Origin of the sequence: Pseudoclavibacter sp. Marseille-Q434, assembly GCF_050315415.1 — a bacterium.
In the GTDB taxonomy this organism is placed as follows: Bacteria; Actinomycetota; Actinomycetes; order Actinomycetales; family Microbacteriaceae; genus Pseudoclavibacter.
Genome location: NZ_JBNPQH010000002.1, coordinates 1,078,610 through 1,101,539 on the forward strand (window position 1 = coordinate 1,078,610; position 22,930 = coordinate 1,101,539).

Sequence of the window (22,930 nt, forward strand, 5' to 3'; positions counted from 1 at the left end):
CAAACGTAGCAAGGCTGATAGCCAGCTACAAGACGTTGACCACGTGAATATATTCGCTTACGGTGATCGGGAAGCGCTCCGCAAGCTCGTCACCCGCAGAGCCCGAGCGCCTCCCCCCGTTGGGCCAATCAAAGGAGATGGCACATGACGAACGACATCAAGCTCCACATCCTGGAGTCAGGAACCATGGAAGCCGACCTCACCTGGCTGCTCCTGAAGCCAGGCAGGGTCATCAAGACCCGGGATCACCGCCACGACGAACGCGCCTGGGGGCAGGTGCCGACGCACGCGGTCCTCATCGACCACCCGGAGGGGCGCATCCTCTGGGACACGGGCGTGCCCCGCAACTGGGCCGAGCACTGGGCGCCGACCGGATTCGACGAGTTCTTCCCCGTCATCGACGATCCGGAAGCCGACACCGGCTACCTCGACTCGAGCCTCAAGCAGCTCGAGCTCACCCCGGACGACATCGACATCCTCGTGCTCTCCCACCTGCACTTCGACCACGCCGCCAACGCCAGGATGTTCGACAACGGCAAGACGCGCATCGTCACCAGCCAGGCCGAGCTCGACGGTGTCGCCAGCATCACCGGATACAACCAGGGCGCCCACATCCCCGACGACTTCAAGGGCCTCCGCATCGGCGGCATCGCCGGCGACGACGAGATCCTGCCAGGCGTCAGCGTCATCCAGACGCCCGGCCACACCTGGGGGACCATGTCCCTCAAAGTCGATCTGCCCAACGACGGCACCAAGATCTTCACCTCGGACGCGGTGTACCTCGCCGACTCCTGGGGACCACCCGCAGTCGGGGCGGCCATCGTGTGGAACAACCTCGCCTGGCTCGAGTCGGTCGAGAAGCTGCGCCGCATCGCGCAGGAGACCGACGCGCAGGTGATCTTCGGCCACGACGAGGAGCAGAAGAAGGAGCTCACGTTCGCGCCGAACGGGTTCTACTCATGATCCTCTACGACTTCCGCTGCCAGGAGGGGCACCGGTTCGAGGCCGGCATCGAATCGATGCTGGCCGACAACCCGGTCTGCCCTGGATGCGGCACGCCGACGAGCCGGGTCCCCTCCGCGGTCCGCATCGGCGGCGCCGCAGACGCGGGACCCAGCCGCGCCGAGATGCCGCACAGCTGGCAGGGCATCGACCGCGGCCGCCCCGAGGCGGTCGCCCACTGGCGGTCCAAGATCGAGAAGCGGGAGAAGCTGGAGGCGAAGTACCCGGAGCTCGCCGGGGACCGCCGCCCGATCCTCGCGCACGAGGGGATCTTCCAAGGCCGCCCGCTGCGCGCTGGCGACGACATCGACGCATCCGTCGCCTCCGCGACGGCCGCCGCCGCAACGCTCACGCAGGAACCGCACGCCTCCACGCCGAGCACACCCACCAGGAGAGGTACCGGAGCATGACCGCGACAGGTTCAACGCACGACCAGGCCGAAGCGCAGCAGGCGCAGGGCACGACGACGATCCTCGAGGACGTCGACCGCACCGCGTCCCGCTCCTACGAAGTTCCCTCGCCCGTACCCGGAGGGCTCGTGCTCGCCATGATCCGCGCCAACGTGTGCGGATCCGACGTGCACATCCTCCACGGCAGCCACCCCCTGGTCCGCCCCGGCTGCGTCATGGGGCACGAGGGCGTCGGCCGGGTCGCCGCCCTCGGCGACGGCGTGACGACCGACTTCGCGGGAGAGCCTCTCGCCGTCGGCGACCGGGTGGTCGCGACCTACTTCCAGGCGTGCCGCCGCTGCCCCGAATGCAACAACGGGCACGGCAACATCTGCCGTAACGCCTACACGGGCTGGTCGAAACAGGCCGACGAGGCCCCGCACTTCTTCGGCACCTTCGGCACGCACTACGCGGTCGGCCCGAACCAGGCCGTCTACAAGGTGCCGGACGGCGTCTCGTCGAAGGCGGCATCCTCCGCCAACTGCGCCCTCTCGCAGGTCTACTACGGCTGCCTCCTCGGTGACGTCTCCTACGGCGACAAGGTCGTCATCTTCGGCGCAGGAGGGCTCGGCGTCTGCGCCTCCGCCGTCGCCTCGGTACTCGGTGCTGAAGTCTTCGTGGCAGAGATGACCCCCAGCCGTCTAGAGAAGGTCAAGGACTTCGGCGCGCACCACACGATCGATCTCTCCCAGGAGGCAGACGGGGCCGCTCGCGTGCAGCTCGTCCGCGACGCTACGGGCGGCGGTGGCGACGTCGTCATCGACCTCACCGGCGTGCCATCCGCGTTCTCGGAATCCGTCCGCTCGGCGAGATCCGGAGGCATCGTCGTCGAGATCGGCAACATCTCGCCGAACAAGTTCACCGACTTCGACCCGGGACTGTTCACCAGGACCGGCGTGCAGATCCGCGCCGCCATCCGCTACCCGCTCGAGGTGCTCGGCAAGGCGGTGCGCTTCATCGAGGCGACGCCGCAGTTCCCCTGGGAGTCGCTCGTGGACGCCGACTACACCCTCGACCAGGTTCCAGAGGCCCTCGCGGCGGCCGAGGCGCGGGAGGTCACCCGCGCCGGCATCGTCATCGACGACTGAGCGTCGACGACCGAGCGTCGGACTCTGACCACCCGCATCCCGCCGATCACCAGCAGAGACTCCAGGAGAGACATGTCCCAATCAGTGCACACCGCGCCGGGAACGGCCACGACGACGGCATACATCGGCGGCGAGCTCGTGGCCGCTGACCGCAGCTACGAGAACATCGACCCGGCGACGGGGGAGGTGCTCGGCCTCACCGCACGATGCGACGCATCCCACGTGGATGCCGCGGTCGCCGCCGCCCGCGCCGCGCAACCCGGGTGGGCCGCCACCAAGCCGGAGGCGCGCGCAGACCTCCTGCAGGCGTTGGCCGCGGCGATCATCGCGAACCGCGAGGAGCTCACGCTGCTCGAATCGCAGGACACAGGCAAGCCCCTGACGCAGGCCAGGACCGATGCGACCGTCGCGGCCAGGTACTTCACCTTCTACGGCAGGGCCATCGACTCCTACTACGGGCTGTCCCTGCCCGTCGATCCGGCGTTCCACGTGTACACGCGCCGGGAGGCGCTCGGCGTCTGCGGCAGCGTCATCGCCTGGAACTACCCCATGCAGCTCTTCGGCCGGGCTGTCGCACCAGCCCTCGCAACAGGCAACACCGTCGTGCTCAAACCCGCCGACGAGACGCCACGCACCGCGGTTCGCATCGCGGAGCTCGCCGTCGAGGTCGGCATCCCCGCCGGGGTGCTCAACATCGTCACCGGCATCGGTGTGGAAGTCGGCGCCGCCCTCGCCGAGCATCCGGGCATCGACCACATCGGCTTCGTCGGGTCCACAGCGGTGGGCACCTCGATTGCCACCGCAGCCGCCCAGAACGTGATCCCCGCAGTGCTCGAACTCGGGGGCAAGAGCCCGCACGTCGTGTTCGCCGACGCCGACCTCGATGAGGCGACGACGTTCATCACGAAGGGCATCCTGCAGAACGCGGGTCAGACCTGTTCGGCGGGCTCACGACTCATCGTCCACGAAGACGTCGCCAACGAGCTCCTCGCGAAGCTCAAGACGTCCTTCGAGCGGGTGACGATCGGCCCGGGGGCAGACGACCGCGACCTCGGCCCCCTCGTCTCCGTCAAGCAGCAGGACCGGGTGCGCGGCCTCGTCGACGGCGCCGACGGCCGCGTCATCACGGGCGGGCACGTGCCGGACGGGCACGGGGCGGGCGCGTTCTTCGCCCCGACCCTCATCGCCGACGTCGACCCAGCCTCCGAGATCGCGCAGAAGGAGGTCTTCGGCCCTGTCCTCGTCGCCACGACCTTCACCGACGAGGATGAGGCGGTTCGCATCGCGAACGGCACGGACTACGCGCTCATGGCGGCGATCTGGACCCGCGACATCTCCAGGGCGCACCGCCTCGCCGCTCGCGTGGAGGCTGGACAGGTCTACGTCAACGCCTACGGAGCGGGCGGCGGTGTCGAGTACCCGTTCGGCGGCTTCAGGAAATCCGGCTATGGCAGGGAGAAGGGCGTCGAATCGCTCGACGCGTACACAGAGACCAAGACCGTCATCGTCAAACTGTAGGGAGCATCATGACGCAGATCGTAGAAGGGTGGACGGGGCGGGTCTTCGAGGACTTCACCCCCGGAGACCTCTACTACCACCCGTTCTCCAAGACCGTCACCGAGGACGACAACATGACGTCGACCCTCATGACGCAGAACGTGGCGAAGGTGCACGTCGACGCGCGCCTCACGGAGGGCACCGAGTTCGGGCGCATCCTCGTAAACTCCTGCTTCACGCTCGCCCTCGTCACCGGCCAGTCGACGATCGACCTGTCCATGAACGTCTTCGCGAACCTCGGCTGGGACGAGGTAAGACTCCCGCACCCCGTGTTCGTGGGGGACACCATCTCGTCCCGCTCCAAGGTGCTCTCGCTCCGCGAGTCGCGCTCGCGGCCGTCCGTCGGCATCGTCGAGGTCGCGACCGAGGGGTACAACCAGGACGGGGTCGTCGTCATCAGGTTCCGCCGCACCTTCATGGTCTCGCGGCGCGGCTTCCTGCCCGAGTCCCCGACCCCACGCCCCGACGAGTCGTCGCTGCCGGACGCGGTCGACGCATGAGCGCTCTCGCGGCCGCGCAGACGTTCCTGTTCGTCCCAGGCAGTCGCCCCGACCGCTTCCGGAAGGCGCTCGACTCCGCTGCCGACCTGGTGATCCTCGACCTCGAGGATGCCGTCGCCACCGACGACCGGGAGCAGGCGAGAGTCGCCGTCCGCGACCTGCTGACCACGACGGCACCCGGTCGTGTGCTGGTGCGGGTCAACCCGGAGGATTCCACCGACAGCAGCGCCGACCTCGCGCTCCTCGAGGATATCTCCACCCGGTCACAGCGTGTCCTGGCGGGGGTCGCCGTGCCGAAGGCCGAATCGCGCGACTACCTCAGACGGGTGAGCGACGCCTCGGGCGCGGTGCCGCTGCTCGCGCTCGTCGAGACCGTTCGCGGCCTCAGGGCGGCGGGATCGCTGCTCACCCCCGACCCCGGCGCACCCCACCTCGACGTGCGTCTCGCGTTCGGTGCCCTCGACTTCGCCGTCGACGCGGGAGGAGACGCGACCATCCTGCTGGACACGGCGCGCGTCGAGCTGGTCCTCGCCTCGCGTCTCGCAGGAGCGGCAGCGCCCGTCGAGTCCCCCAGCGCGCACATCCGCGACCTCGACGCCGTCGCGGCCGCCGCCGAGCATGCCGTCGCGCTCGGATTCGGGGGCATGCTCGCCATTCACCCCGCCCAGCTGGCCGGCATCGGGGCAGCATTCCGCCCGACCGACGAGCAGATCGCCTGGGCCAGACGAGTGATCGAGGCTGGCGCCGCAGCAACCCAGATTGACGGGGCCATGGTCGACGCGCCCGTCCTCCAACGTGCGCGCCGAATGCTCGCCACCGTCGGGGATGCATCATGAACGGTCGGCCGCTCGACGGCATCACCGTACTCAGCGTCGAGCAGGCGGTCGCGGCCCCCTTCGCGACACGGCAGCTCGCCGACCTCGGCGCCCGCGTCATCAAGATCGAGCGCGCAGACGGCGACTTCGCTCGTCGCTACGACTCCACCGTGCACGGCACGTCGAGCTTCTTCGCCTGGCTCAACCGCGGCAAGGAATCGGTGGTGCTCGACCTGAAGACCGACGCCGACGCCGAGCTCTTCCGCAGCATCGCCGCGACCGCCGACATCGTCGTGCAGAACCTCGCGCCCGGCGCGCTCGACCGCCTCGGCCTCGGCTACGGCGCCCTCTCGGCAGGCAACCCCCGACTCATCTACGCCGAGATCTCCGGCTACGGCACCGGTGGCAGCTACACGCGCAAGAAGGCCTACGACCTCCTCGTGCAATGCGAAGTCGGACTCCTCTCCGTCACCGGCACCCCAGAGCAGCCGTCGAAGGTCGGAGCCTCCGTCGCCGACATCGCAGCGGGCATGTACGTGTACTCCGGCGTGCTCGCCGCCCTCATCCAGCGCGGACGCACCGGCGTTGGCGACCGCATCGAGGTCTCCATGCTCGAAGCGCTCGGCGAATGGATGCAGCAGCCGTACCTGTTCGCCGAATACGGCGGCACCCCGCCCCAGCGCCACGGCGCGTCCCACGCCACCATCGCCCCATACGGGCCGTTCGAGGCCTGCGACGGGACCGTGTTCATCGGTATCCAGAACGAGACCGAGTTCGCCGGCTTCTGCCGCGACGTCCTGGGAGACGCCGGGCTCGCCGACGATTCCAGGTTCAGCCTCAACGAGCACCGGGTCGCGAACCGCGACGCGCTGAACGGCCTCATTGGCGCAGCGCTCGCCGACACCCCGAGCGAGGAAGTCATCCGGCGGCTCGACTCCCTCGCCATCGCGAACGCCCGGATGAGGACCATGTCGGAGTTCTCCGCGCACCCACAGCTCGCAGAACGCAGCAGGTGGGTCGACGTCGAGACCCCTGGGGGCCCAGCCAGATCGCTTCTTCCCCCCGTCACCGCCGACTCCTACCGCCCCGCCATGAAGCCCGTGCCGGATACGGGCGAGCACACCGACCGAGTGCGGCGGGAGTTCACCGCCCCCGACGAACGGAACTGACATGTCACTCGCCCGCGACTACGCGCAGCACGCACTGCGCCCCGTCGACCTCGACGAGGAGCGATCCGCGTGGATGCGCGCGCTCCTGTTCGACTCCCTCGCCGTCACGCTCGGCGGCTTCAACCGCGAGTCCGCCCGAGCGGCCCGCGCCGCGTGCGGCGGGCACGCCTCCCAGTCTTCGCCATCATCCGTCCTCGGAAGCATCCTCCGCCTCTCGGCGGAGGATGCGGCACTCGTCAACGGCATCACCGCACACGGGCTCGAGCTCGACGACACCTTCGAGGAGGCATCCCTGCACCCCGCCGTGGTGCTGTTCCCGGCGCTCTTCGCCGTCGCCGAGGAACGCGGGGCGAGCTACGGCGCCCTCCTCGACGCCGCGGTCGTCGGCTACGACGTGATGTGCGACGTCGGAGTCGTCCTCGGCGCCGCAGAGAGCTACGGCCGGGGATTCCACCCCACGGGGGTGGCGGGCGCGATCGGAGCCGCCGCCGCCCTCTCCCGGCTCCTCGAGTTCGACGAATCGCAGACGGTCGACGCCATCGGGCTCGCCGCGAACCTCGCGGCCGGCTCGCTCGAGTTCCTCTCCGACGGCGCCTGGACGAAACGCCTCAACGCCGGGCACGCCGCCGCCGTCGGCATCCGCGCGACCCGACTCGCGGCCGTCGGCTTCGTCGCACCAGCCGCAGCGCTCGAGGGCCGCGACGGATTCCTTGCCAACTACGGCGAGGGGTTCCACGCCGACCGAGTGCGCCCCATCACGCCGGGCGACTACGCGTGGCGCACGAGCATCAAGCTCTACCCGTGCTGCCGTTACATGCACGGCAACATCGACCTGCTCCTCGACGTCGCAGCCCAGCGACCAGACCTCACGCCCGCCGACATCGACGACGTCGAGGTCGCCGTGATCGAGGCAGGCGCGCGCCTCGTCAGCGTGCCGGCCGAGGCCAAGCTCCGCGTCGAGTCGGCAGTGGATGCGCAGTTCAACATGCCCTTCGGTGCCGCGCTCGCGCTCACCACGGGAACCGCGACCGTCGACCAGTTCGACCGGGCCGCCGAGCTCACGGGTGAGCTGCTCCCGCTCATGCGCAGAGTACGCTGCGTCACCTCGCCCGCAGTGGAAGCCGCGTTCCCGGCAGACTGGACCGCCGAGGTGCGGGTCACGTTCACCGACGGCACGGTCCACGAAGCCTCGACGAAGGCCTACCGCGGCTCACCCGGGGCCCGCGCATCCCGCCAGGACCTCCACGCCAAGGCGCGGGGCCTCGTCGGCGAGACATGCGCGAACCAGCTCTGGACGCTCGTCGAACACGACCGCAGCGCATCCGTCGCCGCACTCGTCGAAGCCATGCCGCGGCCCGAATCGACCCCTCAGTAGGATGGCCCCGTGCCGCTCCCACCCGACGAACGCCTCGAAGACGCAGCCCGTCGCTACGGCAGCATGCGCTCGTTCGCGGCCGAGTACCTCAGGGAGCGCATCATCTCAGGCGTGCTCCTGCCAGGGGAGTCCCTGCAGATCGACGAGATCGCGCAGCGACTGAAGGTGTCGGCGACCCCCGTTCGCGAGGCGCTGCAGTCGCTCCGTGTAGAGGGATTCGTCGACGGCGTGCGAGGCCAGGGGTTCCGCGTGCACCCCATCACCGCGGCCGACATCGAGGACGTCTTCCTCGTGCACGCGAACGTCGCGGGAGAGCTCGCCGCCCGCGCCGCGCGCTCGATCTCCGACGAGCAGCTGCGCGTGCTCGAGGCGCTCCACTACGAGCTGCTCGCCGCAGCTGTGCGGGGGGACGTGGAAGCGCTCGAAGCGCGCAACAACGAGTTTCACCACCTGCTCAACCACATCGTGGACGCGCCACGCCTGCGCTGGCTCGTCGCCCTCTTCTCCAAGTACGTGCCCCGCAACTTCTACGCGCAGATCGAGGGCTGGCCTGAAGCCACCCGCGCGGACCACACGCAGATCATCGACGCCATCAAGGCCAGGGACGCGGAGGCGGCGAGGCACGCCGCGAGCGAGCACATCATCCACTCCGGCGAACTGCTCGCCGCCCACTTCCGGTCGGCGACGGCTGCCGCGTCCGTCTCCGACGCCTCCGGTTCTGCTGCCTCCGCACAAGCACGGACCGACGCCTGATCCCACCCGCCGCGCTTCGCCGCGGACGCAGAGAGCGGCCTTGTGGTCGTCAGAACTCAGCTCTGACGGCCACAAGGCCGCTCTCGGTCGGCCCCGGAATGGGGCGTCGCGACTAGTTGAGCGCGGGCGTGTCCTCCGGGATGACGCCCGTGCCGTACAGGTCGGTGGCGAGGTCGCGAAGCGCGCGCAGTGCGACGCGCTGCGTGAGCGGGCCGTAGGAGACGCGGGCGACGCCGAGCTCCTGGAACTCTGCCGCCGTCAGCGCGCCGGGGAGTCCGATGACGGACAGCTTGCCGACGCCGAGACCCTCGACGAGCGGCTCGACCGTCTCACGGTTGACGGCGCCCGGCACGAAGACGAGGGATGCGCCAGCGTCGAGGAACGCGCGACCGCGGGCGATCGCGTCGTCGATGCTCTCGGAGATGGGGCGCTCGCCGCCGCGCACGATGGCGTCGGTGCGCGCGTTCAGCTGGAAGTTGACGCCCTCGCCCTCGGCTGCGCGGATGATGGCGGCGACGCGGGCGACCGACTCGTCGAACGGACGCAGGCGGTCCTCGACGTTGGCGCCCACGATGCCGAGCCCGATGGCGCGGCGGATGGTCTCGGCCGGGTCCTCGAAGCCGTCGTCGAGGTCGGCCGTGACGGGCAGGTCGACGGCGTCGACGATGACCTTGGCGCCCGCGAGGGCGACGTCGAGGGGCATGGTGCCGTCGGCGTAGCCGTAGGAGGCGGCGATGGAGTGGCCCGCGGTCGCGATGGCCTTCGTCTCGGGAAGGGCCGCGACGGTCTGGGCGCTGATCGCGTCCCACACGTTCACGACTCGGAGGATCTCCCGGGCCTGGTGAAGTTCTGCCAAGCGATTGGCGCGGTCTGCTGTGCTGACATCCGTCATCGTGCTGTCCTCTGCTTCTGGTGATGCGGGCCGGGGCGACCCGAGCGATATGGCCGTGCGGCCACGGTCACTGTTCTTACGGCACCCGGCTGATGCCGGGCGGTGAGCCTCGTCGGGCCGCGGCTCAGCGCTCGATCGAAGCGAAGTCGCTGAGCTCGCGTCGTGAGCGCGGCGACGTGTCGCGGGCGCGGATCTTCTCGTTCACGGCGTCCGAGTCGTCGTGCTGGCCGACGGCGATGACCGTGATCGGGGTCCGACCGGCGGGCAGTTCGAGCGCCTCGGCGAGCGCATCCACGTGGAAGCCGCCCATCTGGTGCGTGTGGAGGCCACGCGACTGCGCCTCGATCGAGAGGTGCGCTGCAACTGCGCCCGCGTCGTACTCGGCCCAGCGCAGCGCCTTCCCGTCGCGCTCATGCTCGACGGTGACGGCGATGAGGAGCGAGGCACGGTCTGCCCAGGCGAGGTTGAAGTCCATGAGGGCGCCGTAGATCTTGTCGAACGTCGCCGTGCCGCGGGCCCCAGCGACGAGGGTCGTCGGCTGCGTGTTGCTCGCCGAGGGCGCCCACCGCCCGGCTTCGAAGATCGCCGTGAGGTCCTCATCGGAGATCTCATGGTTCGCGTCGAAACCGCGCGGGCTCCAACGGTCGGAGAGGGCGTCGAGGATCGGGACGGAAGTCTCGTTGCGGACGGTCAGCTGCTCGGTCATGTGACTCCGTTCTTGGCGCGATGCGCGGGTCTGCGGGGGAGATGGCCGTGGCCACCCGTACGGCAACAACCAGTTGTAGCTGCAAGCTATTCCCCCGAGCTGTGCGGGGCGATCAGGGTTACGGCGTATTTCCAGATGCGCCCGCCCAAGCCCGTGCGTATCTTTGGGGCATGTCGCATCCACACACCCACGGGCATCTCGGCGTCGATGTGCCCGACAGCCGCGGTCGCACGGGCCTCGATCGCGTCGGACGTGACCTGACCCGCAACCCCAACGTCGAGGTCGAGAACGTCGAGGTCACGTCCGACGGCTGGCACGTGCTGCGGCGCACGACGTTCAGGTACCGCGGACGCGACGGCGAATGGGCGACGCAGCAGCGCGAGACCTACGACCGCGGCAACGGCGCCACGATCCTGCTCTACGACCTCGACGCACGCAAAGTGCTCCTCGGCCGCCAGTTCCGCTACCCCGTCTACGTCAACGGACACGAAGACGGCATGCTCCTCGAGACCGCCGCCGGCCTCCTCGATGGCGACTCCCCGGAGGACGCGATCCGCCGCGAAGCCGAGGAGGAGCTCGGCGTCGTCGTCGGCCAGGTCACCCCGGTCTTCGAGCTGTTCATGAGCCCAGGGTCGGTGACCGAGAGCATCCACTTCTTCGCAGCCCCCTGGTCGGCCGACGCGTCAGTCACCGGCGGTGGCGGCGTCGAAGAGGAGGGCGAGGAGATCGAATCGGTCGCCCTCGACTTCGACGAGGCGCTGCGGATGATCGCGAGCGGCGAGATCCAAGACGCGAAGACCGTGCTGCTGCTGCAGTGGGCGGCCTTGAACCTGCCCTGGCCCGCCTCGCGAGGAGGAACCCATGTCTGACCCGTTGTTCGAGGGCCTCAGCGCCTTCCCCCTCACACCCATCACATCAACAGGCGTCGACGCGGCCCGCTACGCCGGGCTCGTCGAGCGGATGCAGGCGGCCGGGGTCGACTCCATCAGCGCGCTTGGCTCGACCGGCAGCTACGCGTACCTCGACGTCGCCGAGCGGGCATCCGTCGCGAAGCTCACCGTGCAGCACGCCGGGCCCGTGCCCGTCATCGTCGGCATCGGCGCGCTCCGGACCCGCGATGTGCTCGAGAACCTCCGCTCGGCAGAAGATGCCGGCGCCGCGGCCGTCCTCCTCGCCCCGGTGTCCTACCAGCCGCTCACCGAGGACGAGGTCTACGGGCTCTACGAAGACGTCGCCGCCACCTCGAGCCTGCCGATCATCGTCTACGACAACCCCACCACCACGGGGATCGTCGTGAGCGACGCCCTGCACGCGCGCATCGCCGGCCTCGACCTCGTACGGTCGATCAAGATCCCGCCAGCATCGCTGGACGTGGCACAGGTGAGCTCGCGAGTCACCGCGCTCCGCGACGCGGTCGGCCGGCCCATCTCCGTCGGCATCAGCGGCGACCCCTACGCCGCGGCCGGCCTGCTCGGCGGATGCGACGTCTGGTACTCGGTGCTCGCCGGCGTTCTCCCCACCGAGTGCCTCGCCATCACCCGGGCCGCGCTCGGGGGCGAGGCGGAGCTCGCGCTCAGCCTCTCGGCGCGACTCGACCCGCTCTGGGAGCTGTTCCGCGCCCACGGCAGCTACCGCGTCGCATCCGCCATCGCCGCCCAGCTCGAACTCGTGCCAACCGTCAACCTGCCGAGGCCCGTGCACGAGCTGGATGCATCGGGCCAGCGCGCGGTCGCGGCGGCGCTCCGCGCGATCTGAGGTGGGGCGGTCGGCGGGTGGCGACCCGGCAGGCGGCGACCCGGCAGTGGGTTCGCGGGTCGGTGGTCTGTTGGATGAGTGGATCACTGGATCACTGGATCAGGGGGTTGCCTGGCTGTTGGATCTCCGGATCGGCGGGTGACGCGTGAGTGAGATCGTCAGCCTCGAGCTGCTCTTCGACCCCGTGACCGAGGCCCGTATCCGGGACGAGTGGCGCGTGCTGCAGGAGCTCGGCGTGTCCAGCATGGGCGCCCACACGAGTGCCAGCAACCGTCCGCATCTGTCGCTGCTGGTGCGCGGCGGCGTCGCCCCGGTCGACGCTGGAGGGCTGAACACTGGTGCTGGCGCCGTCGCTGAGTCCGAACCCGATGCTGCGACGGTGCATCCTCCGCTCGTGTCTGCCGAAGTGCGCCGAGCATCCGGTCGCCTTCCCCTGGCGGTGACGTTGGGTGCGCCCCTGCTGTTCCGGCACGGCGACCGCGCGGTGCTCGCCCGGACCGTGCTGCCGACGAGCGGCTTGCTTGAGCTCCACGCCGAGGTGCACGCGCTCTCCGGAGCGGTCTCGGCCGCCTCGGATCTGCCGCACACGACGCCGGGAAGCTGGACGCCGCACGTCACCCTTGCCCGACGCCTGAAGCTGACCGACCTGGATCGCGCACTCTCGGCGCTCGAGCTGGGGCCGATCGAGGCGCAGGCCACCGAGCTGCGGCTCTGGGACGCGCGCGTCGGCACCGCGCACCAGCTCACCTGACCAACATGAGTGCAGAATCGGCCCGCGCGGCCGGTTTGCGCCGGTTTTCGAGCGATATCACACTGATGTTGGTCAGAGCGCCCGCCGCCCGCGGCTGACCCGCCGTCGCGAGCCGAGCGGGCCGAGCGAGCCGAACGAATCGTGCAGGTCAGCGGGTGATGCGAGCTTCGCCGAGCCGGACGACGACCACGCCGACGAGGATCAGCGCGCCGCCGGCCAGCTGCACCGGGTTGGGGAGCTCGCCGAGCAGCAGCCACGCGAACAGCACGGCGCCGACGACCTCGGAGAGCCCGACAAACGAGGTCAGTCGCGGACCGAGGCGGCGCGCGGCCGCGATGCCGGTGACGTAGGCCCCCGCCGCAGTCACGAGCCCGAGCATGAGGACCGCGGCCCACCATGGCATGGACGCCCCGCCGAGCTGGACCGGCGCATCCGTCACGGTCATCGGCAGCACGCCGACCAGCCCGGCGAGTCCGAGCACGATGGCTCCGACAAGCAGTCCTCCACCCGCGAGCACGGTCGCTGGGAGCTCGGTGTCGGTGTCGGCCGACATGACGAAGTAGAAGGCGACGCCGAGCATCGCGCCGAGTGCCCAGAGCACGCCGACCAGATCGAGCTGGACGCCACCGAAGATCTGCAGCACGAGCAGCAGTCCGCCGGCCGCGATGCCCGCGCCGATGAGCGTGAGGGCGTGGGGGCGCTGGCGGTGCCGCAGCCACATCCACAGCACGACGATGGCCGGTGCCGTGTACTCGATGAGCAGGGCGACGCCGACCTGCAGGGTCGCGACGGCCGTGAAGTAGGCGAGCTGCGTGCCGGCGACGGCGATGGCTCCGTAGACGCCGAGGCGAATCAGGTTGCCGCGGTCGGCGAGAAGGTGCCAGCGGCCGCGCAGCACCAGGAGCGCCACGGGGGCCAGCGCGAGTGCGGCGAGGGAGACGCGTGCCGTGACGGCGGCACCGGGTGTCCAGCCGGCGTCGAGGAGTCCGCGAGCGAAGGGGCCCGACAGGGCGAAGGCGCCCGCCGAGATCAGGGCGAAGACGAGGCCGGATGCGAGGCGAGAGTTGGCCGCAGGCGCGAGGCGCGCAAGCGGTGCCGTGTTCGGCGCTGGCGTGCTCGCCGCGGCGGCTGCGGTCGTCGAGTCATTGGCGTTTGTCTTCATAGAACATGACACTAGCTCTCGTTTGGTAATCTGCAAAGGTGCTTTTCACCAATGACACGGAGGAGGCGCTCGCTGCAGCCGCGGCGATCGTCAACAGCGACGTCGAGCCCCGCACGCTCCGCACCCGGGACGAGCTCGCGGACTTCTTCCGCGACCTCGGCTACACGGGCCGCTTCGACGGGGACGACGCCGAGTTCGAGCGCGTCCGCGCGATCCGACCTCGCCTGCGGGAGCTGCTCACCGCCGACCGGGACTCGGCCGCGGCCCTCGTCAACCAGACGCTCGTCGAGTACGACGCCACCCCGCAGCTCGTCCGCCACGACACGCACGACTGGCACCTGCACGCCATCGGCGCCGACCGTCCCTTCGACGAGCGCGTCTCGGTCGAGACGGCGCTCGCGGTCGTCGACCTCATCCGCGCCGACGAGATGTCGCGCCTCGGCATCTGCAGCGCCGACGGCTGCGACGGCATCGTCGTCGACCTCACCCGCAACCGCACGAAGCGCTTCTGCTCGACGCGCTGCGCGAACCGCACGGCCGTCGCGGCCTACCGCGCCCGCCGCCGCGAGCATCCGCACGCCTGAGGCTCCGGGGACCAACGCCGAGGCACGAAGTTGTGGCCCGTTGCTGCTCCCAGTGCCGGGAACAACAACGGGCCACAACGCTCTTGGGGGAGCAGGCCGGGGCGCTACACGGCCGCGGGCCCGGACTCACCGGTGCGGACGCGGATGACGTGGCTCACATCCGTCACCCACACCTTGCCGTCGCCGACGTTGCCGGTGCGGGCCGCCTCGACGACGACCTCGAGCGCCTTGTCGAGGGTCTCATCGGCGACGAGCACCTCAACGCGCGTCTTGGCGCGGAACGAGACCTTCACGGCCTGGCCCCGGTAGTACTCGGTGAGGCCCTTCTGGTGGCCGTGCCCCTCCACCTCCGTGATGGTGAGGCCCGTGAAGCCTGCCGCCTCGAGGGCGTCCTTCACGTCGTCGACCTTGGTCGGCTGGATCACTGCGGTCACGAGCTTCATCGGCGGGCGCTCCTCTTCTGTGCGGGCGTTGTCTGCGTGTTCTGGTCGTTCGGGACGCGGGGTGTCTGCGTGTTCTGGTCGCGCGGGGCGAACTGCGGTCGGGCGGATGCACCCATCATGGTCAGCGAGTCTCCATCTCGTACGCGCGCTCGGCGTGGATGCCCCGGTCGAGGCCGACCGCTTCCACGTCGTCCGGCACGCGGATGGGCACGATCTTGTTCATGACCCACGCGATGAGGTAGGTCACGACGAACGCGTACACGCAGGTCACGACGATGGCGATCAGCTCGCGCCAGAGGAGGCTCGGGTCGCCGCCGAAGAAGACGCCGGCGATGCCGGCCGGTGCCGCGGCTGCGCCGAGGAACACGACGAACAGGGCTCCGACGATGCCGCCGATGCCGTGCACGGAGAACGCATCGAGCGCGTCGTCGACCTTCGCGCGGTTCTTCCAGCCGATGCAGAGCGCGACGACGGCGCCGGTGATGAAGCCGAGCGCGAGGGCTCCGACCGGCGTGACCGCATCCGCTGCGGGTGTGATGCCGACGAGGCCCGAGATCATGCCGGTCGCCATGCCGAGCGTTGTGGCGTGCTTGTCGCGGATGCGCTCGATGAGCAGGTAGCCCAAGGCGCCGGTCAGCGCGGAGAGGGTGGTGGTGAGCACGACGTAGCCGGCGAGGAAGTTCGCGCCAGCGGCCGTGCCGCCGTTGAAGCCGATCCAGCCGAAGAACAGGAGGCCCGCGCCGAGCAGCACCAGCGGCATGTTGTGGGGTCGCAGCTCCGTGTTCTTGCGGCGGCCGAGCACCATCGCGAGGGCGACGGCGGAAGCGCCTGCGTTCATGTGCACGGCCGTGCCGCCGGCGTAGTCGTGCAGGCCGAGGACGTTGCGCATCCACCCGCCGACCGTCTCGCCGTCATCGCTCGTGAACGCGAACACCCAGTGGGCGAGGGGCGCGTAGACGAGGATCGTCCAGAGCGCGGCGAAGATCAGCCACGCCCAGTACTTCATGCGGCCGGCGGCGCCTGACGCGACGATCGCGATGCTGATGGCGGCGAACAGGATGTAGAAGGCGCCCCAGTACGCGTCGACGGAGATGATGTCGCCCTCGGACGCGTCGGTCATGAACGACTCCATGCCGACGAACGCGAGCGGGTCGCCGATGATTCCGGCACCGCCAACCGAGTTGCCGAGCACCATGCCGTGCACGAAGAGCACGTAGATGACGGCGACCACGGCCATGGATCCGAAGACCATCATGGCCATGTTGAGCATGTTCTTGCTGTTGAGCATTCCTCCGTAGAAGAACGAGATTCCGGGGAACATCAGGAGGACGAGACCGAATGCGGCGAGCATCCAGGCGAGATCGGCAGCGGGCATACATGGCTCCTTGGGTTGGGGTCATGGGAGAGGGCCGTGCGGGGTGCACGGGTGGAGCAGTCGGGGTGTGGTCGCCCCGAAGTCAGTCGACGAGCCAGGTGGGCGAGGCGAGGAAGTTGTCGGCGGCGAGGATGGCAGCGTCGATGACGCCTCCGCCCTGCAGGTCCGGCGGGAGGGCTTCGTCGCGGTGCGTGGTGCTCCAGCCGAGCATCGTGAGGGTGCGCACCATCGAGAGTGCGCAGCCGAGCTCGAGCTGCGCCCTGGTGAGCTGCCCCTCGGATCGATATCCGTCGATCCAGTTGCGCGCCATGGTGCGCACTTCAGGCTTGTGCTCCTGGAAGGTGAGGGCAGACGCGAAGTCGTAGAGGAACCAGCTGAAGCCCGAGTCGTCGAAGTCGATGACGATGAGGCGCTCGCCGTCGCGGATCACGTTGGTCGGGCGGAGGTCTGAGTGCACGAGCCCCCAGTCCTGCCAGCCGGCTGGCGCGGATTGCACGCGCATGAGCGCCGCCATCTCGGCGCGCTCGAGGTGGTCGAGCTGCGCCGGCGTCAGCGAGGCGCGTCGCCAGTCGCCCCACCGTGCGGTGGACCCGAGCAGGTCGGGGAGGCCCCAGGTGAAGCGGTCGAAGCCGGCGGGCCGCCGCCAGCTGCGGGCGTGGTCGTGCAGGCGTGCCGTGATCTGCCCGAGCTCCGTGAACCACGGGGCGGCGTCGTCGACGTCCTGCAGGATCGACCCCGTCACGTGCTCGAAGTAGACGGCTTTCAGCGTCAGCCCGTCCGGCGACTGGATGCGCTGCGTCACCTGCCCGTCCGCCCCGGGAATCGGGGACGGGACGTCCGCACATCCGGAGTCGCGGATGGCCTCGACCCAGAGCATCTCCGAGCGGAGCTGCTCGTCGCCCTCCTGGTAGCCGGGCTGCTGGAGGCGGACGACGCCGACGGGCTGGCCGCCGAGCTCGACGAGGTACGACGCGTTCTCGGAGACGGAGATGAGCTTCGTCGAGGCCTCCGGTGGGATCCCGAACGCGGCGAGCATCCCGTCGTGCAGCCAGCTGGGCGCGGGCTCACCCTTGACGAGGGCGTCGAAGACGCGCAGCCCCGAGACGGGTTGCTTGAGCGTTGCCTCGATCATGGTCGTCTCCTCGGGCTGGGGCGATCCGGGCAGCGGATGCGCGGGTCGCGGCGGCTCTGGTGTGTGCCGGCTGAGTGCGGGGTGTTCCATGTCTAGGTGCTGATTCGCTGAAGATGCGGCCCAGATGGGCACTCGTTACACACGATTTACCGGGAGGAAACAGTGCGCTTGCCTGCGCCGGTCAGGATCGGAGCGCCGAACGGGCGAAGTGCGCCCGCGGGAGAGGACACGTCACGTGAGCAGATCGACGATCATGGACGGCAACAGCTACCGGGCGGGGGAGTCCTCTACGGCGGCCGGCACCTCGGCCATGATCGAGCGGCGAACGCGGCTGCTCGGGCCCTCCTACCGGCTCTTCTACTCGAACCCCGTGCACCTCGTTCGCGGCAGCGGCACATACCTCTACGACAGCGACGGCGTGGAGTACCTCGACATGTACAACAACGTCGCGAGCCTCGGCCACGCGCATCCGCGGGTCGTGGAGGCGATGGCTGCGCAGGCCGGCACGCTCAACACGCACACGCGCTACCTGCACGAGGCGATCCTCGACTACACCGAGGACCTGCTCTCGACCATGCCCGCCGAGATCGGCCAGGTCATGTACCAGTGCACCGGCTCGGAGGCGAACGACCTGGCTCTGCGCGTCGCGGCCGCCTACACGGGTGGCAGCGGCGTCATCGTCACGAGCGAGGCGTACCACGGCACGTCCGGGCTCACCTCGGCCGTCTCGCCCGCGCTCGGCAGCGGCCAGACGCTCGGCCTCGAGGTGCGCACGGTGCCGGGGCCCGACACCTACCGCACCGCGCCGGAGCTGGTCGGGGAGAAGCTCGCTGCCGATATCCGCGCCGCGATCGCCGACCTGGCCAAGCACGGGGTGAAGTTCTCGGCGTTCCTCGCCGACTCGGTGTTCTCCTCAGACGGCGTCGCCGCCGACCCGGCTGGCTTCCTCAGGCCCGCGTTCGACGCCGTGCACGAAGCGGGTGGCGTCTGGATCGCGGACGAGGTGCAGCCCGGCTTCGGTCGCCTCGGCCCGCGAATGTGGGGCTTCGCGAGGCACGACATCGTTCCCGACATCGTGACCATGGGGAAGCCCATGGGCAACGGCATCCCCGTCTCCGGCATGGCCGCGCGGCCAGAGGTGCTCGAGCCGTTCGCCACGGGGATCCCGTACTTCAACACCTTCGGCGGCAACCCGGTCGCGATCGCGGCCGCGCAGGCGGTGCTCGACGTGCTGCGCGACGAGGGTCTGCCAGAGCGCGCGGCAGTTGTCGGCGATCAGCTGCGCGCCGCGATCCGTTCGGTGGGGGATTCGCGCATCGGCGACGTGCGCGGTGCAGGCCAGTTCACGGGAGTCGAGATCGTGGTCGACCCCGCCTCGAAGACCCCGGACGGTGCGACCGCGCTCGCGCTGGTCAACGCGCTGCGCGAGCACCGAGTGCTCACCTCGACCGCCGGGCCGAACAACAACGTGCTCAAGGTGCGACCCCCACTGTCGTTCCAGGAGCACGACATCGACCGGTTCACGGATGCGCTCGCCGCGGCGCTCGCGGACGTGCCTGCGCGCTGAGGCGACTGCGTCGATGGGGTGCCGCGTCTGCGGCGCTCATCGGGACGCTCTGGGTCGCCGGGCTGACACTCAAGGTGACGTGGGGTGTGCTTTGCGCAATCTGCGATCGATCCGTGTGCCACGTCACCCTGACTGCCCGGGCAGCAATCAGAGGCGCCTCCTGGGGGCCGCGCCGCGCCGCGCACGGCTGGCGCCCACGCGTGCGCTGTCGGGGTGCCACGTCGCGAGGGGTGAGAGGCCTTTGAGGGTGCCCGCGCCCGGTAGAGTCCACGGCATGCGGGGAAGCGAGCAGTGAGCGGCGGTCTCATCGCGGCGCTCATCGGCCTCGCGGTCGTCGACTCGCTGAACCTGTCGACGATCGCCGTCGTGATCCTCATCCTGCTCACCGTGCAACGGCCCGCCGCGACCGGTTGGGTCTACGCAGCCGGCGCGGTCGTCGCGTTCTTCGGGCTGACGATGCTCGTGTACTTCGGGGCGAGCTTCGCGGGCACGCTCGTCGAGGATCTGGCGACGTGGATGCGGCGCATCATCTTCGTGGGCTTCGGGGTCATGTTCGTCGTGTTCGGGGTTCGACGCTTCCGCACGCGCGAGCGCCGCGGCTATCCGCTGCTGCGCTGGGTAAATCCCCTCACCGCGTTCCCACTCGGTGTCGTCGCGACGCTCGCCGACCTCCCGAACGCGTTCCCCATGTTCTTCGCGGTGGAACGGCTCATCGACGCCGAGGTTCCAAGCGCCGCGGCTGTTGCTGCTCTCGCGGGGTACACCGTGATCTACGCCGTGCCGACCGTGGCGGTCCTGGTGGTCGGCATCGTGCTCAAGGATCGCCCCCGCGACCGGTTCCGCGCGGTGTACACGCGCCTCACGAGCGGCGAGGTGAGCGCGAGCCGAACCATGGCCGGGCTGCACTTCACGCTCGCGGCCGTCTGCGTCGCAGTCGCCGCCTTCTTCGTGTGAGCAGTGTGGGCATCGTGGCGGCCATGGGTAGTCTCACTCACATGAGCGTCGAGAAGCCGGAGCGGTCGGCCGCTGCCATCGTGGTCGGCGGTGTCGGGTTCCTGCTTGTGGCTGGGTACGCGGGCCTCGGGATGCTGCAGGTTCTTGTGCTCGACCCTCTCGCAGCGGTCCCCGACATGACCCTCGAGGAGATCTACATCCACGCAGCTCGCTCCAACGAGACCATTCACGTCTGGGTGGTTGTCATGCTCTTAGGCCCGGGGCTGCTGCTGGGGTTCGGAAGTCTTGTGCTCTCCTTCAGGCGGGGCGCGACGTGGGTCCAGAGCGCTGCCGTGGCAGCGGGACTCCTGTTCCTCGGTGGGCTTCCTTTCTTCTGGGCGTGGTTCGGTGTCGGCATGAATATCGCGGATGCGTTCGGCACCGGCGGTGGCGACCACACTGGCTGGAGTGCAGTCATGTGGGCGACGAGCGGATGCGCCGCGCTGGTCTTGCTCCTGCTCGCGGTCTGGGTGGGCGTCAGGAGCGGCGTCAGGGCTTGGTGGGGCCGTCGCGCTGTGCTCGCCCAGCCGGAATTCGCTGACTCGCCACATAGCGAGGCGTAGCATAGTGGGTGTCGTCAGCGGCGCCGTCATCGTCCCGTAGCTCGCGCCAGCTCGCTCCCGCCTCCCCGCTGCGCCGCCCGTAGACCTGGGGGTTGTGCATGGTGGTTGAGCCAGGAGCATGCGCAACCCCAAGGTCTGCCGGTGCCGCGGTTCAGTACGCGACGCCGAAGCGCGCGCCACGGTGGGCGGGGTGCTCGATCTCGGCGATGATCGCGGTTGCGAAGTCGGCGCCGGAGATGTTCGAGTCGCCGTTCGCGTCGGTGAGGAGCACGTCGCCGCCGATGCGGTACTCGCCCGTCGCCTCACCGGGTGCCCAGGCGCCGAACGCGGCGGCGGGGCTGACGTAGAACCAGTCGAGTTCCGGGGCGGATGCGCGGAGGTCGTCGAGCACGCCCGCCATCTCGGCGGCCTCCGGCTTGATCGCATCCGGGAAGCCCTCCGTGTCGAACAGCCGTGGGCCGCCCTCGGCGACGAAGAGCGAACCGGCACCGCCGACGACGCCGAAGCGCACGCCCTTCGCGGTGGCGAGTGCCGCGGCCTGCGCGAGCACGCCGCGGGTTCGGCCTTCCAGGTCGCCGCGAGGCGCGAGTGCGGAAACCACGACGTCGGCGCCGTCGATGGCGTGCTCGAGCGTGCCGTCCTCGAGGACGCTGGCGCTGACGTAGGCGACGCCCTCGATCTCTTCGTCCGGGCGCGAGCGGCTGAACGAGGTGACCTCGTGGCCCGCGGACGCCGCCGCCTTGACGAGGTTGCTTCCGGCGTATCCGGTTCCGCCGAGGATGGTGATCTTGGCCATGGTGGTCCTTTCGTCTCGGCGACCGGTGTCGGGCGCCGACAGTCACCGTAGGAGACCGACTGCGGGGAGGGGAAGAAGGCACTTTAGGGGGCGTCGGTTACCGCAAAGTGCCTGTGGCGCAGCCCTTGAGTCTCTCTCGGTGACTTAGTACCGTGCAGTTACCAACGAAAGGTGGGGCATGCCCGAACCGCTCTGGGACCCGTACGTGCGCGACTGCCCGTCGCGCCGCCTGCTCGACCGCATCGGCGACCGGTGGACGGTGCTCGTCGTCGGCACGCTGCACGAGGGGCCGAAGCGCTTCTCGGAGATCCAGGCCGCGATCGATGGGGTCTCGCAGAAGATGCTCACCCAGACGCTCCGCGGGCTCGAGCGCGACGGCCTCGTCACCCGCACCGTGTTCCCGCAGGTGCCACCCCGCGTCGACTACGAGCTGACGGATGTCGGACGCAGCCTGCTCGGCCCGCTGCGCGTGCTCACCGAGTGGGCGACCGAGCACATGTCCGGCGTCGCAGATGCGCAGCTCGAGTACGACGCGGCGCGCGGATGAGCGCTCGGCCGAACCGAGACGAACGCGTGCCGGGCTCGACGCACGAAGCCCCACCACCGCAGCACAACCCCACCACAGCGGCACCGAGTCCGAGGAGTTCACCATGACCGCAGCATCCACCGACCGCATCGCGGTGACCGGCAGCACGGGAGCGGTCGGAGGCGTCGTCGCCGAGCTGCTCGCCGACGCGGGAGCCCCTCAGCTCCTCCTCGCCCGCACTCCGGCGAGGGCCCCGCAGCTGCCCGGGTGCGTGGTCGCGCCGTTCAGCTACGCGGACCGCACCGCATCCACCGCCGCGCTTCGCGGGATCCGGACGCTGTTCATGGTGTCCGCGGCAGAGAGCGAGTCGCGGCTCGACGAGCACAAGGCGTTCATCGACGCCGCGGCGGAAGCTGGCGTCGAGCACGTCGTCTACACGTCCTTCTTCGGCGCCTCGCCGGACTCGACGTTCACGCTCGCTCGCGACCACTTCGCGACGGAAGAGCACCTCAAGGCCTCCGGGATGACGTGGACCTTCCTCAGGGACAACTTCTACATGGACGTCATGACGATGTTCGTCGGCGACGACGGCGTACTGCGTGGGCCAGCTGGCGACGGCCGGGTGTCGGTCGTGAGCCGCGCCGACGTGGCCGCGGTCGCGTCGAGCGTGCTGCTCGCACCGGATGCGCACCGCGGGGCGACCTACGACCTGACCGGCCCTGAGGCGCTCACGGCGACCGAGATCGCCGCGGCGATCTCGCACGCTCGGGGCACGGCGGTGACGTTCCACGACGAGAGCCTTGAGGAGGCGTACGAGTCGCGGGCGAAGTGGGGTGCGCCCGCCTGGCAGAACGACGCCTGGGTCAGCACGTACACGGCCATCGCGAGCGGTGAGCTGTCTCGAGTGACCGGTGACGTCGAGCGCGTCACCGGCCGGCCGCCGCTGACGTTCGCGGCATACCTGGCGGAGGAGTAGC

Annotated in this window: 25 protein-coding genes; 18 read left to right on the forward strand and 7 right to left on the reverse strand. The window is 69.8% G+C overall.

The window, feature by feature from the left end; translation table 11 throughout:
• The first annotated feature begins 144 nt into the window (after nucleotides 1–144).
• The 9 genes from ACQFZP_RS12035 (at nucleotide 145) to ACQFZP_RS12075 (ending at nucleotide 8,708) form a co-directional block, all read left to right on the forward strand.
• Entirely contained in the window at nucleotides 145–963 is an 819-nt protein-coding gene (locus tag ACQFZP_RS12035) for an N-acyl homoserine lactonase family protein (RefSeq protein WP_249312300.1), read from the forward strand.
• Nucleotides 960–1,412, forward strand: coding sequence for an FmdB family zinc ribbon protein (locus ACQFZP_RS12040; RefSeq protein WP_211891453.1), 453 nt, complete (start codon nucleotides 960–962; stop codon nucleotides 1,410–1,412). The genes ACQFZP_RS12035 and ACQFZP_RS12040 overlap by 4 nt, the downstream gene beginning before the upstream one ends.
• Nucleotides 1,409–2,539, forward strand: coding sequence for a zinc-binding dehydrogenase (locus ACQFZP_RS12045; protein WP_211891454.1), 1,131 nt, complete (start codon nucleotides 1,409–1,411; stop codon nucleotides 2,537–2,539). Before ACQFZP_RS12040 ends, ACQFZP_RS12045 begins: the two co-directional genes overlap by 4 nt.
• A 72-nt stretch (nucleotides 2,540–2,611) precedes the next feature.
• Entirely contained in the window at nucleotides 2,612–4,057 is a 1,446-nt protein-coding gene (locus ACQFZP_RS12050; protein WP_211891455.1) for an aldehyde dehydrogenase family protein, read from the forward strand.
• A gap of 8 nt (nucleotides 4,058–4,065) precedes the next feature.
• Nucleotides 4,066–4,596, forward strand: coding sequence for a MaoC family dehydratase (locus tag ACQFZP_RS12055; protein ID WP_104254779.1), 531 nt, complete (start codon nucleotides 4,066–4,068; stop codon nucleotides 4,594–4,596).
• Nucleotides 4,593–5,432: an HpcH/HpaI aldolase/citrate lyase family protein gene (locus tag ACQFZP_RS12060; RefSeq protein WP_211891456.1), complete on the forward strand. Its 840-nt coding sequence runs from the start codon at nucleotides 4,593–4,595 to the stop codon at nucleotides 5,430–5,432. The genes ACQFZP_RS12055 and ACQFZP_RS12060 overlap by 4 nt, the downstream gene beginning before the upstream one ends.
• Nucleotides 5,429–6,580 carry a CaiB/BaiF CoA transferase family protein gene (locus ACQFZP_RS12065; protein ID WP_211891457.1) on the forward strand — a complete coding sequence of 384 codons (1,152 nt, stop codon included), beginning with the start codon at nucleotides 5,429–5,431 and terminating at the stop codon, nucleotides 6,578–6,580. Before ACQFZP_RS12060 ends, ACQFZP_RS12065 begins: the two co-directional genes overlap by 4 nt.
• A gap of 1 nt (nucleotide 6,581) precedes the next feature.
• A complete protein-coding gene (locus tag ACQFZP_RS12070; protein WP_211891458.1) occupies nucleotides 6,582–7,955 on the forward strand; it encodes an MmgE/PrpD family protein in 1,374 nt (457 codons plus the stop codon).
• A 9-nt stretch (nucleotides 7,956–7,964) separates the two neighbouring features.
• Entirely contained in the window at nucleotides 7,965–8,708 is a 744-nt protein-coding gene (locus tag ACQFZP_RS12075; RefSeq protein ID WP_104254775.1) for a GntR family transcriptional regulator, read from the forward strand.
• 112 nt (nucleotides 8,709–8,820) lie between these two features.
• On the opposite strand, the gene ACQFZP_RS12080 is transcribed toward ACQFZP_RS12075, so the two are convergent.
• Nucleotides 8,821–9,600, reverse strand: coding sequence for an isocitrate lyase/PEP mutase family protein (locus tag ACQFZP_RS12080; protein WP_104310135.1), 780 nt, complete (start codon nucleotides 9,598–9,600; stop codon nucleotides 8,821–8,823).
• Nucleotides 9,601–9,724: 124 nt separating this feature from the next.
• Nucleotides 9,725–10,306, reverse strand: coding sequence for a nitroreductase family protein (locus ACQFZP_RS12085; protein ID WP_179555724.1), 582 nt, complete (start codon nucleotides 10,304–10,306; stop codon nucleotides 9,725–9,727).
• A gap of 170 nt (nucleotides 10,307–10,476) precedes the next feature.
• On the opposite strand from ACQFZP_RS12085, the gene ACQFZP_RS12090 reads away from it, so the two are divergent.
• The 3 genes from ACQFZP_RS12090 to ACQFZP_RS12100 all read left to right on the forward strand — a co-directional run bounded on the left by ACQFZP_RS12090 (nucleotide 10,477) and on the right by ACQFZP_RS12100 (nucleotide 12,812).
• On the forward strand, nucleotides 10,477–11,175 hold the full coding sequence (locus ACQFZP_RS12090; protein WP_104310137.1) for an NUDIX domain-containing protein: 699 nt from the start codon (nucleotides 10,477–10,479) through the stop codon (nucleotides 11,173–11,175).
• Nucleotides 11,168–12,061, forward strand: coding sequence for a dihydrodipicolinate synthase family protein (locus tag ACQFZP_RS12095; protein WP_249312301.1), 894 nt, complete (start codon nucleotides 11,168–11,170; stop codon nucleotides 12,059–12,061). Before ACQFZP_RS12090 ends, ACQFZP_RS12095 begins: the two co-directional genes overlap by 8 nt.
• Before the next feature lie 145 nt (nucleotides 12,062–12,206).
• Nucleotides 12,207–12,812 carry a 2'-5' RNA ligase family protein gene (locus ACQFZP_RS12100; protein WP_307852825.1) on the forward strand — a complete coding sequence of 202 codons (606 nt, stop codon included), beginning with the start codon at nucleotides 12,207–12,209 and terminating at the stop codon, nucleotides 12,810–12,812.
• Between the two features lie 148 nt (nucleotides 12,813–12,960).
• On the opposite strand, the gene ACQFZP_RS12105 is transcribed toward ACQFZP_RS12100, so the two are convergent.
• Nucleotides 12,961–13,974, reverse strand: coding sequence for an EamA family transporter (locus ACQFZP_RS12105; protein ID WP_211891459.1), 1,014 nt, complete (start codon nucleotides 13,972–13,974; stop codon nucleotides 12,961–12,963).
• Between the two features lie 38 nt (nucleotides 13,975–14,012).
• On the opposite strand from ACQFZP_RS12105, the gene ACQFZP_RS12110 reads away from it, so the two are divergent.
• Nucleotides 14,013–14,558, forward strand: a complete 546-nt coding sequence (locus tag ACQFZP_RS12110; RefSeq protein ID WP_211891460.1) for a CGNR zinc finger domain-containing protein — start codon at nucleotides 14,013–14,015, stop codon at nucleotides 14,556–14,558.
• A gap of 104 nt (nucleotides 14,559–14,662) precedes the next feature.
• On the opposite strand, the gene ACQFZP_RS12115 is transcribed toward ACQFZP_RS12110, so the two are convergent.
• The 3 genes from ACQFZP_RS12115 to ACQFZP_RS12125 form a co-directional block, all read right to left on the reverse strand.
• Nucleotides 14,663–15,001 carry a P-II family nitrogen regulator gene (locus ACQFZP_RS12115; RefSeq protein WP_104254769.1) on the reverse strand — a complete coding sequence of 113 codons (339 nt, stop codon included), beginning with the start codon at nucleotides 14,999–15,001 and terminating at the stop codon, nucleotides 14,663–14,665.
• A 121-nt stretch (nucleotides 15,002–15,122) separates the two neighbouring features.
• Entirely contained in the window at nucleotides 15,123–16,376 is a 1,254-nt protein-coding gene (locus ACQFZP_RS12120; protein WP_151424981.1) for an ammonium transporter, read from the reverse strand.
• 82 nt (nucleotides 16,377–16,458) lie between these two features.
• A complete protein-coding gene (locus ACQFZP_RS12125) occupies nucleotides 16,459–17,508 on the reverse strand; it encodes a phosphotransferase enzyme family protein (RefSeq protein ID WP_179555729.1) in 1,050 nt (349 codons plus the stop codon).
• Nucleotides 17,509–17,743: 235 nt separating this feature from the next.
• Here ACQFZP_RS12125 and ACQFZP_RS12130 point away from each other — a divergent pair, with 235 nt between their 5' ends.
• The 3 genes from ACQFZP_RS12130 to ACQFZP_RS12140 all read left to right on the forward strand — a co-directional run bounded on the left by ACQFZP_RS12130 (nucleotide 17,744) and on the right by ACQFZP_RS12140 (nucleotide 20,631).
• Nucleotides 17,744–19,075 carry an aspartate aminotransferase family protein gene (locus tag ACQFZP_RS12130; RefSeq protein ID WP_211891461.1) on the forward strand — a complete coding sequence of 444 codons (1,332 nt, stop codon included), beginning with the start codon at nucleotides 17,744–17,746 and terminating at the stop codon, nucleotides 19,073–19,075.
• Nucleotides 19,076–19,366: 291 nt separating this feature from the next.
• Nucleotides 19,367–20,029 (forward strand): GAP family protein, encoded by a 663-nt coding sequence (locus ACQFZP_RS12135; RefSeq protein WP_211891462.1) that lies wholly within the window; start codon nucleotides 19,367–19,369, stop codon nucleotides 20,027–20,029.
• Nucleotides 20,030–20,070: 41 nt separating this feature from the next.
• The gene (locus ACQFZP_RS12140; protein ID WP_211891463.1) at nucleotides 20,071–20,631 is read left to right on the forward strand and encodes a hypothetical protein; all 561 of its coding nucleotides are present in this window, start codon (nucleotides 20,071–20,073) and stop codon (nucleotides 20,629–20,631) included.
• Nucleotides 20,632–20,782: 151 nt separating this feature from the next.
• On the opposite strand, the gene ACQFZP_RS12145 is transcribed toward ACQFZP_RS12140, so the two are convergent.
• Complete coding sequence (locus ACQFZP_RS12145; RefSeq protein WP_211891464.1) at nucleotides 20,783–21,427, reverse strand: NAD(P)-dependent oxidoreductase; 645 nt, start codon at nucleotides 21,425–21,427, stop codon at nucleotides 20,783–20,785.
• A gap of 178 nt (nucleotides 21,428–21,605) precedes the next feature.
• Here ACQFZP_RS12145 and ACQFZP_RS12150 point away from each other — a divergent pair, with 178 nt between their 5' ends.
• Nucleotides 21,606–21,974 (forward strand): winged helix-turn-helix transcriptional regulator, encoded by a 369-nt coding sequence (locus tag ACQFZP_RS12150; RefSeq protein ID WP_211891465.1) that lies wholly within the window; start codon nucleotides 21,606–21,608, stop codon nucleotides 21,972–21,974.
• A 103-nt stretch (nucleotides 21,975–22,077) separates the two neighbouring features.
• Entirely contained in the window at nucleotides 22,078–22,929 is an 852-nt protein-coding gene (locus ACQFZP_RS12155) for an SDR family oxidoreductase (RefSeq protein WP_211891466.1), read from the forward strand.
• Nucleotide 22,930 lies beyond the last annotated feature (1 nt).

Bases quoted from the DNA above. Each gene is read 5' to 3' on its own strand.
- ACQFZP_RS12120 (WP_151424981.1), bottom strand. From the start codon at position 16,376: ATGCCCGCTGCCGATCTCGCCTGGATGCTCGCCGCATTCGGTCTCGTC.
- ACQFZP_RS12060 (WP_211891456.1), top strand. From the start codon at position 4,593: ATGAGCGCTCTCGCGGCCGCGCAGACGTTCCTGTTCGTCCCAGGCAGT.
- ACQFZP_RS12045 (WP_211891454.1), top strand. From the start codon at position 1,409: ATGACCGCGACAGGTTCAACGCACGACCAGGCCGAAGCGCAGCAGGCG.
- ACQFZP_RS12145 (WP_211891464.1), bottom strand. From the start codon at position 21,427: ATGGCCAAGATCACCATCCTCGGCGGAACCGGATACGCCGGAAGCAAC.
- ACQFZP_RS12155 (WP_211891466.1), top strand. From the start codon at position 22,078: ATGACCGCAGCATCCACCGACCGCATCGCGGTGACCGGCAGCACGGGA.
- ACQFZP_RS12090 (WP_104310137.1), top strand. From the start codon at position 10,477: ATGTCGCATCCACACACCCACGGGCATCTCGGCGTCGATGTGCCCGAC.
- ACQFZP_RS12050 (WP_211891455.1), top strand. From the start codon at position 2,612: ATGTCCCAATCAGTGCACACCGCGCCGGGAACGGCCACGACGACGGCA.
- ACQFZP_RS12070 (WP_211891458.1), top strand. From the start codon at position 6,582: ATGTCACTCGCCCGCGACTACGCGCAGCACGCACTGCGCCCCGTCGAC.
- ACQFZP_RS12150 (WP_211891465.1), top strand. From the start codon at position 21,606: ATGCCCGAACCGCTCTGGGACCCGTACGTGCGCGACTGCCCGTCGCGC.
- ACQFZP_RS12055 (WP_104254779.1), top strand. From the start codon at position 4,066: ATGACGCAGATCGTAGAAGGGTGGACGGGGCGGGTCTTCGAGGACTTC.
- ACQFZP_RS12040 (WP_211891453.1), top strand. From the start codon at position 960: ATGATCCTCTACGACTTCCGCTGCCAGGAGGGGCACCGGTTCGAGGCC.
- ACQFZP_RS12140 (WP_211891463.1), top strand. From the start codon at position 20,071: ATGAGCGTCGAGAAGCCGGAGCGGTCGGCCGCTGCCATCGTGGTCGGC.
- ACQFZP_RS12085 (WP_179555724.1), bottom strand. From the start codon at position 10,306: ATGACCGAGCAGCTGACCGTCCGCAACGAGACTTCCGTCCCGATCCTC.
- ACQFZP_RS12080 (WP_104310135.1), bottom strand. From the start codon at position 9,600: ATGACGGATGTCAGCACAGCAGACCGCGCCAATCGCTTGGCAGAACTT.
- ACQFZP_RS12065 (WP_211891457.1), top strand. From the start codon at position 5,429: ATGAACGGTCGGCCGCTCGACGGCATCACCGTACTCAGCGTCGAGCAG.
- ACQFZP_RS12115 (WP_104254769.1), bottom strand. From the start codon at position 15,001: ATGAAGCTCGTGACCGCAGTGATCCAGCCGACCAAGGTCGACGACGTG.
- ACQFZP_RS12095 (WP_249312301.1), top strand. From the start codon at position 11,168: ATGTCTGACCCGTTGTTCGAGGGCCTCAGCGCCTTCCCCCTCACACCC.
- ACQFZP_RS12125 (WP_179555729.1), bottom strand. From the start codon at position 17,508: ATGATCGAGGCAACGCTCAAGCAACCCGTCTCGGGGCTGCGCGTCTTC.
- ACQFZP_RS12035 (WP_249312300.1), top strand. From the start codon at position 145: ATGACGAACGACATCAAGCTCCACATCCTGGAGTCAGGAACCATGGAA.
- ACQFZP_RS12105 (WP_211891459.1), bottom strand. From the start codon at position 13,974: ATGAAGACAAACGCCAATGACTCGACGACCGCAGCCGCCGCGGCGAGC.